This is a genomic window from Comamonas sp. lk (assembly GCF_900564145.1).
Classification (GTDB): Bacteria; Pseudomonadota; Gammaproteobacteria; order Burkholderiales; family Burkholderiaceae_C; genus Comamonas.
This window is the reverse complement of the sequence record NZ_UOOB01000001.1, coordinates 934651-946816: the sequence shown is the minus strand read 5'-3', so window position 1 is coordinate 946816 and position 12166 is coordinate 934651. Positions and strand designations below refer to the sequence as shown.

General features: G+C 60.1%; 10 protein-coding genes. 2 read left to right on the top strand and 8 right to left on the bottom strand.

The annotated features are described in order from the left end of the window. Window positions 1-16 precede the first annotated feature (16 nt). On the bottom strand, window positions 17-1672 hold the full coding sequence (locus EAO39_RS04255; RefSeq protein WP_120970674.1) for a ShlB/FhaC/HecB family hemolysin secretion/activation protein: 1656 nt from the start codon (window positions 1670-1672) through the stop codon (window positions 17-19). Window positions 1673-2069: 397 nt separating this feature from the next. Between EAO39_RS04255 and EAO39_RS04250 the strand changes: the two genes are divergently transcribed. Beyond that, a complete protein-coding gene (locus EAO39_RS04250) occupies window positions 2070-4649 on the top strand; it encodes a chemotaxis protein CheW (RefSeq protein WP_120970672.1) in 2580 nt (859 codons plus the stop codon). 52 nt (window positions 4650-4701) lie between these two features. Here EAO39_RS04250 and EAO39_RS04245 read toward each other — a convergent pair whose 3' ends face one another. The 6 genes from EAO39_RS04245 to EAO39_RS04220 all read right to left on the bottom strand — a co-directional run bounded on the left by EAO39_RS04245 (window position 4702) and on the right by EAO39_RS04220 (window position 10945). Continuing rightward, window positions 4702-4989, bottom strand: coding sequence for an H-NS histone family protein (locus EAO39_RS04245; protein WP_120966305.1), 288 nt, complete (start codon window positions 4987-4989; stop codon window positions 4702-4704). Between the two features lie 174 nt (window positions 4990-5163). Beyond that, a complete protein-coding gene (locus EAO39_RS04240; protein WP_120966304.1) occupies window positions 5164-5664 on the bottom strand; it encodes a GNAT family N-acetyltransferase in 501 nt (166 codons plus the stop codon). 65 nt (window positions 5665-5729) lie between these two features. Then, window positions 5730-6893 (bottom strand): bifunctional nicotinamide-nucleotide adenylyltransferase/Nudix hydroxylase, encoded by a 1164-nt coding sequence (locus tag EAO39_RS04235; RefSeq protein ID WP_120966303.1) that lies wholly within the window; start codon window positions 6891-6893, stop codon window positions 5730-5732. 171 nt (window positions 6894-7064) lie between these two features. Continuing rightward, window positions 7065-8768: an NAD+ synthase gene (locus tag EAO39_RS04230; RefSeq protein ID WP_120970670.1), complete on the bottom strand. Its 1704-nt coding sequence runs from the start codon at window positions 8766-8768 to the stop codon at window positions 7065-7067. 17 nt (window positions 8769-8785) lie between these two features. Then, window positions 8786-10024, bottom strand: coding sequence for a nicotinate phosphoribosyltransferase (gene pncB / locus EAO39_RS04225; protein WP_120966302.1), 1239 nt, complete (start codon window positions 10022-10024; stop codon window positions 8786-8788). 66 nt (window positions 10025-10090) lie between these two features. Further along, a complete protein-coding gene (locus tag EAO39_RS04220; protein WP_120966301.1) occupies window positions 10091-10945 on the bottom strand; it encodes a cysteine hydrolase in 855 nt (284 codons plus the stop codon). A 123-nt stretch (window positions 10946-11068) separates the two neighbouring features. Between EAO39_RS04220 and EAO39_RS04215 the strand changes: the two genes are divergently transcribed. Beyond that, the gene (locus EAO39_RS04215; RefSeq protein WP_120966300.1) at window positions 11069-11752 is read left to right on the top strand and encodes an NUDIX domain-containing protein; all 684 of its coding nucleotides are present in this window, start codon (window positions 11069-11071) and stop codon (window positions 11750-11752) included. A 53-nt stretch (window positions 11753-11805) separates the two neighbouring features. On the opposite strand, the gene EAO39_RS04210 is transcribed toward EAO39_RS04215, so the two are convergent. Continuing rightward, the gene (locus EAO39_RS04210) at window positions 11806-11979 is read right to left on the bottom strand and encodes a DUF1328 family protein (protein WP_120966299.1); all 174 of its coding nucleotides are present in this window, start codon (window positions 11977-11979) and stop codon (window positions 11806-11808) included. Window positions 11980-12166: the final 187 nt, after the last annotated feature.

Genomic DNA, 12166 nt, shown 5'->3' with positions numbered 1-12166 from the left:
TCTTCTATGTCGCGGCTTAGTACTGTGCCGAGAGGCTGAAGAACACGCGCGGATTTTTGTTGCCTTGGGTCAGGACATTCGCGCTCATGGGTTTTGCAACTTCGAGAGTTGCATAGAGGTTCTTGCTCAGGTTGGCACGCAATCCCACCCCCAAAGAAGAGAGCGTTGCCCGCGTAAGCGGTGCGCTCACGCTGCGTGACCAGATACGGCCACCGTCCACAAAGGAATAGACATGTGCACCGCGCGAGAGAAACTGATCTGAAGAGATTGCATAGCGCAGCTCCAACGAACCCGCAAGGCCCGAGTCGGCCGACATTTCGCCTTCGTCATAGCCACGCCCGAAGTTGCGACCGCCCAAAGCGAATTCTTCGCTGGCCAACAATGGACTCGCGCTGTACTGTCCCGCGAAGGTGGCCATCAGACTGACACGTTCCGAGAGCTGTTGCAGACGGGTGAGTTCAACAGAGAACTTCAGAAAATCCGGGCGCCCCTTGGCGCGCGAAGCCAGCTCCGCGCCCTCCTTCGTGGCACCCATCCCATTCAAGCCCTGATGCAAAGTACCGCGCATGGCGGTGATGCCATTCCAGCTGTCCGTGCGCTCATAGCTCATGCCAAGACGCAGCACACGCAGACGGTCGCGCGTGAAAGGCATGTCGGAGATATCAGATTTCACATTGCGAATATCCAAGGTGCCGAAAGCGCGCAAATTCTGCAGACGCGAACGGATCAGCGGATAGGTCAGTGTGGCTGCATAGGCCTGCACTTCGCTGGCAATGTTCAGGCGCGCTAAGTCGCGCCCTGGCTCGCTTTTGACGAAATTGGCCGCAAGGCCGAGGGTCATGCCGCTGTCGGAGAGCAGCATGTCGTAATTGGCGCCCACCGCCTTGCTGCGGTAGACAGGAAGGCCCAGGCGAGCAGTCAAGTTCAGGCTGTCGGCTCGCGCGCCAAATGAGTTCAGCGCGATCTGGCCATTCAATTCGCTCCAGCCCAGGTAGGGCGAAGCACGATTGTCAATACCCAGCCGCGCGTCCACCGGTTTGCGCTCGCTTTGCACTTTCAAGACCGATCCCCCGACCTCCTTGGATGAGGCTTCCAGCAAAGCGCGCACCTTGAGGCCGTTCAGGTCATTGGCCAAAAGCAGTTGGCGCTCGACCTGGTCTATGTTGACTGGGCGGACGCCGACCAGCCTCTGCACCAGTTTCTCGACCGCCGCCCGGGCAGGACCGATATCGCCGTCGTATTGCACTTCGGAGATATAGCCCTCGACGACCCTGATATGAAAACGGCCATCTGCAACGGTTTGCTCGGGCACGATGACCCGCGTGGTGACGTAGCCGTCATTGCGATAGAGCAGCTCGATGTCGCTGGCCACTTTGAAGGCGTCGGCCACGCTGATCGTCTTGCCAATCAGGTTCGCGTAGAACGAGCGCAAGACGTCGACGGGATAGTGGGCAACTCCCTCCACTTGCATCTCCGTCAATGTGAACTGTAGTTTTTCCGCACCCGCTGGAGCTTCCGCTGCGTTGCCCTGCTGTACCTGCACCGGCGCTTTGCCAAGCGTAGGTTCTGGCACAACGGGTTGAGGCAATTGACGTCCCGGTTCTGCGGCGGGCGGCAACCTGGGAACTTGACTTTGCGCAGCCACCGGACCTGCAGTCAATGTCAAAGCCATGACGGCGAAACCAGCACGCAACTGCAAGGAAGACGGGGAAAAGACTGCGACACGGCAGAGGTTTGATAGACGCGACATGGCCAATGGATTTAGATCGAATCGGCCAAATGATACTTAAATGTATTTTGTGTAAGCAAATCTTTACATTGATTTTTGCGAATTTCCAACTTTTTCTTGAATACATACTTTCACGCGCCTGAGCCCAAGCGACGCCCAGGAGGCAGATCACTTTTTGAGCGAAATTTCAATGACCCATCCTGGGTAAGTACTTATGCCAAGCGATGACCTGACGTCAGCAAGAAGCAAAGATCAGCGACGCTCTACAGTCGCCCAGCAAAGTTCAACTGTTGCTTACAAGTAGGCCTGACTCTTGCTGTGCATGCGCATGCACCCTGAGATGACAACGCCCCCGAACGCGAACCTTGACCACTCGCTGCAGATCAACGCTTTCATTCCCTATATGCGCCATGTCACCCAGTGCGAAAGCTCGCTGCGTGAACTGAATCTGATGTGGCGGCTGATTGAAGCCAGCGCCAAGATGAACTGCCCGCAGGAGGCCCGCGCCCTGCTGCCCATGATGGCCGCCACGCGGCAGGGCTTCGAAAAGCTGGAGCTCGATCTTGTGCAGTCCATGGTGGAGCAATCGGTCGCAGGCGTCATGGCTGGCTTGGCCACTCGCGCTCGCCATGTGATTGATACGCTGGTGCGTAATCTCTACGAGCGCACCGCCGATGTAGGCTTTCTGGCCACCGATGAAGAATTGTGCCGCTTTGTGGCCGGGCTCGCCGGTCCGGATGCAGATTCTGTACGCGCAAGACTGCAGGCCTATCGCAGCAAATACACGGTGTATGACGCAATTTTGCTGCTCGACCCGCAGGGCCGGGTGCTGGCGCAAACCGATGCAGACAGCTCCATCACCCGCAGCCGCAACCCGCTGATTGCCCGCACGCTGCAAAGCAAATCTCATGTGGAAAGCTTTGGCGTCACCGACCTGCGCCCCGGCCATGGGCAGACGTTGATCTACTCCCACCGCATGTTTCACCCGGTCACCGGTGAAGTGACCGCTGTGCTGTGCCTGGTGTTTGACTTTGAGGGCGAGATGCGAGGCATTTTCCAGCCCCGCAGCGCGCAGGCCGCCGCCCAGATTGCCTTGCTGACGGATGCTGATGGAATAGTACTGGCCAGCAGCGATACGCACTGGATTGGCCTGGGGCAGCATTTGCCGCTGCACCAGGGTGGCGCGTTCAGCACCTTTCTTCACGCAGGATGCACCTATCTGGTGCAGACCGCAGCATCCCAAGGCTACCAAGGCTATCCGGGGCCTGAAGGCTGGAAGGCCCTTGTCATGACGCCAGTGGAGCAGGCTTTTTCCGGCCGTGATGCCTTGCAACACCACACCTCACCGCAGGTGGCACATGGGCTGCTGACGCACGCCCGCCGCTTCTGCCCCCCGCTGCATGCCATCGTCACAGCGGCAGACACGATTCGCCGCGTGGTCTGGAATGGCCAGGTCATGACGGCGGGCAAGCAAAAAGACAGCGACCGTTTGCAAGCCGTGCTGGAGCAGATTGGCGAAACCGGCACCCGCACCAACGAAGTATTTTCCCAATCCATCAGCACGCTGTACGACACGGTGATCGCCACGGCCTTGCATGACAACATGCTGCTGAGCCAGTTGCTGGTGGACTTGCTGGATCGCAATCTTTATGAACGCGCCAATGACTGCCGCTGGTGGGCGCTGTCCCCGCAGTGGCCGCAGTTGCTGGCAGCCGCCAGCACCGGTACGGAAACAGCCCAGCAGGTGCAGCGGGCCAACCGCACGCTGACGCATATCCATCAGCTCTACACCGTTTACAGCCAGATTTTTGTGTACGACGCCTCGGGCCGCATCTTGGCCTGCAGCCAATGGGGAGCGAATATTGAGGAAAGCGAGCATCCATTGCTTGGCATGCAGATCGAGGCCCAAACACTGGCCCAGGTGCAGTTGCTCCCCAGCCCTCAGGCTTATTACGTGACGCCCTGGGCCTGCTGCGCACAGGATCTGAACAACGATGGCCTGCCCAGCTACGCCTATCATGCAGCCATACGCAGTCCCCAGGGGCAGGTGCTGGGCGGTATAGGCCTGGTGTTTCATGCCCAGCGCGAACTGCACGCCATGCTTCATGGTGCGGCGCCAGTGCAGCAAAGCCTACCCACCCGCGTGCTGTACCTGAACCGCTTCGGCCGGGTCATGGCCTCCACCGATCCAACCCATGCCGTGAACAGCCACATGGACTTGCCTCCGGAGCTTTTGAAGCTGGCCTGCGGCCAAAGCTGGGCCGGCGCCACGGAGCATGGTGGCCAGTACTGCATCGTGGCCGCCACCGCGGGCACGGGTTACCGGGAGTTCAAGCGCAGCGACGGTTACCGCGAGGACATTCTCGCCGTCGCCATACAGTCTTTTGGGGCCGTGCAGCCAGACGCGTCGGCTGCCGTACTGCGGCGCACGCTGACGCTGGCATCCTCAGAGCACAAGCAGGGCGCGCAGGAAATGGCTACCTTCTTTGTCGAGGCGGATCTGATGGCACTGGACGCCGCTTGCGTACTCGAAGCCCTGCCGGCTTCCACCATCGCTCCGGTTTCTGCCAATCGTCTGCCGTTTTGCGTGGGCACATTGGCGCGGCACAGCCAGGGGGCGGTGGCCGGCTATGTCTGGGTGTTCGATCTTTGCGCACTGCTCAAAGCGCGGCCCAGCCGCATCACCGCGCAAAGCCAGGTGATCGTGATTCAGCATTCCGGGCGCAAGCTGGGTTTGCTGGTGGGCGACCTGCAAGGCGTGGCCTGTTTTGCTCCCGAGCAAATCATCGACCCACCCGCCATGGCAGGCGCTGGCATGCTGGTAGACAAGCTGGTGAAGGCCAACCAGGGTCAGTTGCTGGTGCAGCGCCTCAATGCCGCTAACTTGCTGCAGGTTTTGCAGAAAACCGTCAGCGCCTAAAACAAAAAGGACGGGAGTCACCCTTCCTTTTTTTGCATGTACGCCACTGAAATCAAGCCATAGCCTGGATTTCGTACTCGCTGCGGTCCTTGCCGTCTATCCACTTGGGCGCCTTGCCGCGACCTGTCCAGACGGCACCGCTTTCAGGGTCGTAGTACTTGGCCTGAACCTTTTTCTTTTCCTCAGGCTTCCAGGGAAATACCTGCTGAGCCGTGAAACCAAAGGTGTCGATCAGTTGCTTGATCGTGGCCAGGGCTTCTTTGGATTCGCTGTTGCGCGCCTGCTCGATGCGCTTGTCCAGTTCGTTCTTTTGAGCAATCAGCTCTTGATAGCTTGGCATCCGGTCTATCCTCAAGGAGTCAGTTTTGTAACAGCCACCTCGGGGTGACGGTTAATTTGTGTCAAAACCCATCATTGTGGCCCACGCAGACCCAAGCTCCACTGTTGAAGCTGCGTATTTACATTTTGGCCGCAATGTATACAAGCACGAACGAGCCTATCGCACCCTGCCGGGTCAGGCCGGCAGCTTCTGTGCGCCAGCGGCCAGGGCCTGCAGCGCGTCACCTGTCATGCGATAGCGTATCCACTCGTTCTGCGGCAATGCACCCAGGCTGTCGTAGAACTCGATGGACGGCGTATTCCAGTCCAACACGCTCCACTCAAAGCGACCGCAATCCTTGTCCACGGCAATCTGCGCCAGATGTTGCAGCAGCGCCTTGCCGGCCCCATGGCCGCGGGCGTCCGGCGTGACATACAGGTCTTCCAGATACAGGCCATGGCGCCCCTGCCAGGTCGAGTAGTTGAAGAAGTACACGGCAAAGCCAATCGCCTTGGCATCCACCTCGCAGATCAGGCCAAAGACGGCAGGGTTCGCGCCAAACAGGGTATTGCGCACATGGTCGGGCGTCGCCAGCACCTCATGCTCGGCTTTTTCGTAAATGGCCAGCTCCCGCACAAACTGCAGGATGAGGTCTATGTCCTGCTCGGCGGCGGGGCGAATCTTCAAAGCACTCATTATTTCAATAAAAAAGGCTTCAAGCCCATATTCTTCATGCGCTTGAAGCTATGTTTTCAGGAGTTTCAGGCCACCCGTTGGGCCGGAGAATCCGTGTTCGCCAGCGTGATGGGCAGAAACTGGCACAGGATCTGGAAGTGGTCCTCGAAGAACTCGCCCTCCATCTGGGCCAGATCGGCCACCGGCACCCAGCGGGCCTGGGCGGCGTCATCCGCACCCTGCACCGGCGGCAGGCTGGGCTGCATGCCCAGGTCCAGGTAGTGCACATGGGTGATGGTACGCCCGCGCAGGCTGCGATCAGGATGGTCAAACACTTGCACGGCTTGCAGCGCGGCCAGCAGGTCAGCTTCGCTCACGGTGGCACAGGTTTCCTCACGCAGCTCGCGCACGCAGGATTGCCAGAGGCTGTCGCGCTGCTCCAGAAAACCGCCGGGCAGCGCCCAGAGACCCAGGCCGGGCGCATGGCCGCGCTGAATCAGCAGCACCTGATCCTGGCCCCTGGCATGGCAGCGCAGCAAGGCGTCCACGGTCACAAACACCGGCGCATAAGGCGCCTTGGACCAAGCCTCTTTATAGGCCTGCAACATCTGCCACTCTTTTTGCATGCGTGCATACAGCGGCGTGTGGGCCCAGCGGCGCAAAAAGGCCAGCGTGCTTTCGGGTATCTGGTCAGCAAGCTTGGCCAGGGCCGCGTCCATGGTCTGAGGCGACGAACCGCCTTCACCCAGATAAATCTCACGCAGCGGCGTGGCATCAAACTGACCCAGGCGAGGCAGGCTGATCAGCTCCCAGCCCGGAAAGCGGGCCAGATAACTGCTGCTGGCATCCTTGAAGTGACCCACCAGCGCCACGCTGGCGCCTTCGGGCACCAGCGCCCCCACCGCATCACGCACGGCATGCACCCATAGTGGCTCGTTGTAATAGTCACGCACGGGCACGCAGTGCACGCGATCGGCCTGCTCTTTGGATAGCGAAGCACACAGCATCTGCGCGCGCTCCTGCCAACTGAAAGGGTTCTTGGGGCTGGGGGCCTGCCAGGCACTGCCCAACACTACCACCACCTGGCGCGCGCGCTCGAGCGCCGCATGCAGCAGCGCCATATGGCCGTTGTGCAGAGGCTGAAAGCGACCAATCAGCACGGCGGTGTGCAGCGGCAGCGAGATGGGCAATGTCTCGGGAGCAGCCGAGAGAACGCGCTTGCTGGAAATGTGAGAACTGGCTTGAGGCATGAGAGCGAAACCCGTACAGAAATCAGCGCCCGTGAGGGCATATCAGAAAGTGAGGTATTGAGTGGTGCAGAAAGCTCGGCGTAGCGGCCTTGGCTGGGCGCTCCATCGCAGGCAGCGCCTCAAGGACGACTAGATGGGGCCACAACGCCAGCAGAGCTCTATCCACCACTCTTATTCGTAGTGTGCAGCAATTGGCATTTGCCGGCCCGTACCAAATGCCCTCGGCCGCACACGCAGCATGGGCGGAGCCTGGCGGCGCTTGTATTCGCTGCGAAACACCATCTTTTGCACGCGTGCAATCAGTTCAGGGCCGCCGGCCTGAGTTTTGAGCTGAGCCACAAATTGCGCAGCATGTTCATATTCGCTGCTGGACAGGTGATGACCCTCTATCTGCCACTTGAGGATTTCATCCAGCACCGCATAAGGCGGCAAGCTGTCCTCGTCTTTCTGTCCCGGCGCCAGTTCGGCCGATGGTGGCTTGTCAATGATGGCCTGCGGAATCAGCTCGCGTCCGGCATGCGCATTGATATGGCGCGACAGCTCGAACACCTCGGTCTTGTACAGATCGCCCAGCAAACCCAGTCCACCATTGGTGTCGCCGTACAGCGTGCAATAGCCCACCGAGACTTCGGATTTGTTGCCCGTGGTCAGCAGCAAATGGCCAAAGGCGTTGGAAAACTCCATCAGCGTAGTGCCGCGCGCACGCGCCTGCAAATTCTCCAGCGCCAGCCCCTTGAGCGGCTCGCCAAAACTGGCCTCGAACTGGCGCGCATAGGTATCGACCAGATCCTTGATCGGATGTTCATAAAGTTGGATGCCCAGATTGCGGCACAGCTCCACCGAGTCATCGACCGAACCCGCCGAGGAATAGCGCGACGGCATGGTGATGCCCACCACGTTCTCAGCCCCCAGCGCATCGACGGCCAGCGCCAGCGTGAGTGCGGAATCAATACCGCCCGAGCTGCCCACCACCACCTGCTTGAAGCCGCAGCGACGCGCGTAATCGCGCAGGCCCAGCACGATTTGCTGGCGGTAGAACTCCATGGTGGGCAGACCCTGCACGGGCACGGCCTCCAATGGCTGGCCGCCGGCCTGCACAAAGCGGCCGTCGTCACGCAGCTCCAGCGTGCACAGGTCCTCGGCAAAGCGCTTGGCCTCGAACACCACGCCACGCCCGGGCTCCACCACAAACGAGGCGCCGTCGAAGACGATCTGATCCTGCCCGCCCACCTGGTTCACGTACAGGATGGAAAGCTTGTGACGCTCGGCCGCCTGCTTGAACACCTCATGGCGCTGCTCGCGCTTGCCCAGATGGCTGGGGCTGGCGTTGATGCTGACCACCATGTCGGGTGCAGCATCGCCCATGCGCGAAAAAGGATTGGTGGCGTAGTCCGCGCCCTGGTCGTTCCAGCCGTCTTCACAGACCAGAAAGCCCACCTGGCAGTTGCCCACTCGCAGCACCTTGGCCGTATCGGCACCGGGCTCGAAGTGGCGGCGTTCGTCAAAGATGTTGTAGGTTGGCAGCAGCTGCTTGTCGTAGCGCAGGCGCACTGCGCCATCCTTCAAGACCAGCAGGCTGTTGTGCAGCGGCTTGCCCGGCCCTTGCGAGCGAGTAGGTGCACCTACCACCCAGTGCAGATCGGGAAACTGGCGCGTGGCCGTCAGCAGCTGCTGCAACCCCTCATCGAGCCGCTGCAAAAAGCTGGGTTCATCGAGCATGTCACCGGGGTAGTAGCCGCACAGCGACAGCTCGGAGAACACCAGCAGATCCGCCTGCGCCTTGGCCGCCTGCTGGGCCGCCTCGGTCATGCGCAGGATATTGCCGGCAATGTCTCCCACCATATAGTTCAGTTGGGCAAGGGTGATGCGCAGCATGGTGTGCTCCTGATCCATTAAAAGACGCCGCTGGCGGCCAGCTTGAGCGCAACCGCAGGTAGGGGTACCGGGTCGGCAATGCTGAAGACCTGACGCAGATAGGCCAGATAAGTTTCGTCAGTGCACAGCGTCTTGCCCGGCGAGTCCGAAATCTTGGCCACGGGCTGGCCGTTGGCATGGGTGAGCTTCATCACGATGTTGATGGTGGTCAGGCCCATGTCATTGGTCAGGCGCGTGCCTATGCCAAAGCCGCACTGGATGCGATCGGCAAAGCGGTGGTACAGGGCCAGGGCCATGTCCAGATCCAGTCCGTCCGAGAACACTAGGCGCTTGTTCTGCGGGTCTATGCGCAACTTGGCGTAGTGGGCCAGCGCTTTTTCACCCCACTCGAAGGGATCGCCCGAGTCGTGGCGCAGCCCGTCGAACAGCTTGGCGAAGTACATGTCGAAATCGGCCAGAAAAGCATTCATGCCCACGGTATCGGTCAGGGCGATGCCCAGATCGCCCCGGTATTCCTGCACCCAGTCTTCCAGCGCCGCAATCTGGAAATCGCGCAGGCGCACGCCCAGCGCCTGATAACTTTGCATGTACTCATGGGCCATGGTGCCAATCGGCACGATGTTGAGATCGCGTGCCAGCAGCACATTGGAAGTGCCTTTGAACCATTGCGCCGTCTCGGTGGCAAAAGCCTGCACAACCTCGCGCTGCCATGGGCCAGAGAAACGCCGGCGCACGCCGAAGTCAAACAACTCGAAAGGGTTGTGCAGCTTGGCTTCCACCGCCAGGTGTTTGAGCTGATCGAGCTTGTGTGCCAGGCGCTTGCGGCCTTCGACGATGGCGGAATCGGCATCGAAACGACGGAAATACAGTTCGTTGACGATGGCCAGCACATAGATCTCGAAACCCATCACATGCACTTGCGGGCCGCGCGCCACGATGTGCAGCCTGTCGCCCTCGGCCCAGGCACTGATGAAGGCGCGCTGGAACTGGAAGATCCGCAAAAAATCGATGAAATCGCTCTTCATGAAGCGCAGGCCCGCCAGATAGGCCAATTCATCGGATGCAAAACGCAGCGAGCACAAGGCATCCAGTTCGCGATTCACCTCGGGCAGCAACTCGGCCAAAGGAAATGCCGTGGGCGTGCGGCAGACGAATTCGTACTCGGCCTCGGTCTGAGGGTGGCGGTGCAGCATGGCCTGCCACATGGTGAACTTATACAGGTCCGTATCCAGCAGGCTGGTGATGATGGGTGTCATACCGTTTTCTTTGCAAAAATGTGAGCTACTAGCGCAATATCAGAAAGGGCTATCACTCAATTTATCTCATATATTGAAGCTGGCGCTGGTTTCGCAGCGTACTCCGCTGGCACGCATGCGCTGCACAAAGTCCGCATGGGCTTGCTCAAAGCCGCTGACCGGGCTCATGCAGTCGGTCAGCAGCACCAGGCACGACAAATCACCCTGCCAGTGTTCCACCAGATGCTCGGTGGTGGCACGCACGCAGTGGCTGCTGGCCTCGCCGGCAATCACCACCAGCTCGCTGGCGCGCAAACAGGCCAGCAAGCCCTCATTCACATTGGTTGCGGGGTCTTGCACATCCGGCACCTCGGCGCGGATGGCGCTGTAGTGTTCCGTCCAGGGATTCATGCCCTTGAACACCGTGCGCACCGCCCGGTGCTGCTGCTCCTGCCACTGGCGGCAGGCGGCCAGTACATCGGCATGCACGCCATGACCCCAGCTGCCGATCTCGCAGTGCATGGGCCAGACCATGAGCTTGTAACGCCCTTGGGCCTCCAGCGCATCCAGGTACTGCAAGCTGGGCTGCAGCTGCTGCGCATCACGCGGCGCATATTCGCCGGCGCGCAGCTGTGCCGCCGTGATCTGGGTAAAGGGTGCCACCGCCCCGCCATCGGCCTGTTGCCAGAACGCCGGATGGGCAATGTCATAGGCCTGGTGAGAGTCCAGGGTAACGGTGATCTGCTCCAGGCTCTGTCCCTGGGCAGCCATCCACAGCGCCAGCCGCTGCATGTCGGCGTGGGCTCCCGGCACGGGCAGCGCCGGCGCGGTCACTAAACCATCGAGGGGCGACAACGGCCACCATTGCCTGGGCAGATCACAAAAGTCGTTTTGCGGGTCAATGATGAGCAGCTGCGCGAGCGGTCTGGAGTTGCGTGTCATATCGTTCACCTTCCATGCATTGTGCGTTGGAAGGCAGCTTAAGCTAGTTAATTCATTTTTGCAACTAAGTAGATTGCAAAGCCTATGAAATAATTGAACAAACAAAAGCCACTTGGTTAAAAAATGAATCAAAGCCCCGAATCCCGGATGTCACCCATCGTCAGCGTGGACGTGGTGCTGCTCACTCTGGTAGAGCAGGTGCTGCACGCCGTGCTGCTGCGCCGTGCCCAAGCACCGTTCGCCGGAGTCTGGGCCTTGCCGGGCGGCTATATCCATACCGATGAAGACGCCGATGCACAGGCCAGCGCGGCCCGCGTGCTGCGCGAGAAAGTCGGTATCACAGGCGCCTATCTGGAGCAGCTGGCCAGCTTTACCGGACCGGCCCGCGACCCCCGCGGCTGGTCGGTGGCCATTGCCTATTGCGCGCTGCTGCCGGTGCAGCAATTGCCCGCTGAGCACGCGGATATCAGCGTCATCCCCGTCACCGCCCTACCCCAGCTGCCGTTTGATCACCGCGCCATCGTGGATGCGGCACTGGAGCGCGTGCGCAACAAAAGCCTTTATTCCTCATTACCCGTGCATCTGTGCGGCGAGAGCTTTACCCTGCCCCAGTTGCAGCAGGTGTACGAAAGCATTCTGGGCGAGCCCCTCAACAAGGTCAGTTTCAGGCGCAAGATGGATGAAATGGAGCTGCTGCAAGCCGTGCCCGGCGCCATGCACAGCGGCGGCGCCCACAGGCCGGCGCAGCTGTACCGCGTCAAACCGGCGTTTCGCCAGACGCTGGCCCTCGCTCCGCGTGGGCTGTAAACAAAAAAGCCTGCACACGCCAGGCATGCAGGCTGTTGAGGCGATGAAAAGCGTTAGCTGACGGCGCCAATCCCCAGCAGGGCCAGCACCACAAAAATGACGGCAATGGCGATGAAGATAAAGAAAAATATCTTGGCAATTCCTGCAGCGCCCGCAGCCACACCGGTAAAGCCGAACACCCCTGCGACCAGCGAGATGACGGCAAAAATAATGGCCCACTTGAGCATGAGAACTCCTGTTCAGTGATGGAGAGTTCAAGCCTAGCGGCCTCCATAGATGACGGCAAAAATAATGGCCCACTTGAGCATGAGAACTCCTGTTCAGTGATGGAGAGTTCAAGCCTAGCGGCCTCCATCACTGACCCAGGTGGGCACGCGCAACCTATCCGGGTAGGTCTGTGCCGGCAATGCAGCG

What these genes read in the sequence shown, in the direction of transcription:
- EAO39_RS04215 (WP_120966300.1), top strand. Translation starts at nt 11,069, where the DNA reads ATGAATCAAAGCCCCGAATCCCGGATGTCACCCATCGTCAGCGTGGAC.
- EAO39_RS04255 (WP_120970674.1), bottom strand. Translation starts at nt 1,672, where the DNA reads ATGGCTTTGACATTGACTGCAGGTCCGGTGGCTGCGCAAAGTCAAGTT.
- EAO39_RS04240 (WP_120966304.1), bottom strand. Translation starts at nt 5,664, where the DNA reads ATGAGTGCTTTGAAGATTCGCCCCGCCGCCGAGCAGGACATAGACCTC.
- EAO39_RS04210 (WP_120966299.1), bottom strand. Translation starts at nt 11,979, where the DNA reads ATGCTCAAGTGGGCCATTATTTTTGCCGTCATCTCGCTGGTCGCAGGG.
- EAO39_RS04245 (WP_120966305.1), bottom strand. Translation starts at nt 4,989, where the DNA reads ATGCCAAGCTATCAAGAGCTGATTGCTCAAAAGAACGAACTGGACAAG.
- EAO39_RS04250 (WP_120970672.1), top strand. Translation starts at nt 2,070, where the DNA reads ATGACAACGCCCCCGAACGCGAACCTTGACCACTCGCTGCAGATCAAC.
- pncB (WP_120966302.1), bottom strand. Translation starts at nt 10,024, where the DNA reads ATGACACCCATCATCACCAGCCTGCTGGATACGGACCTGTATAAGTTC.
- EAO39_RS04230 (WP_120970670.1), bottom strand. Translation starts at nt 8,768, where the DNA reads ATGCTGCGCATCACCCTTGCCCAACTGAACTATATGGTGGGAGACATT.
- EAO39_RS04220 (WP_120966301.1), bottom strand. Translation starts at nt 10,945, where the DNA reads ATGACACGCAACTCCAGACCGCTCGCGCAGCTGCTCATCATTGACCCG.
- EAO39_RS04235 (WP_120966303.1), bottom strand. Translation starts at nt 6,893, where the DNA reads ATGCCTCAAGCCAGTTCTCACATTTCCAGCAAGCGCGTTCTCTCGGCT.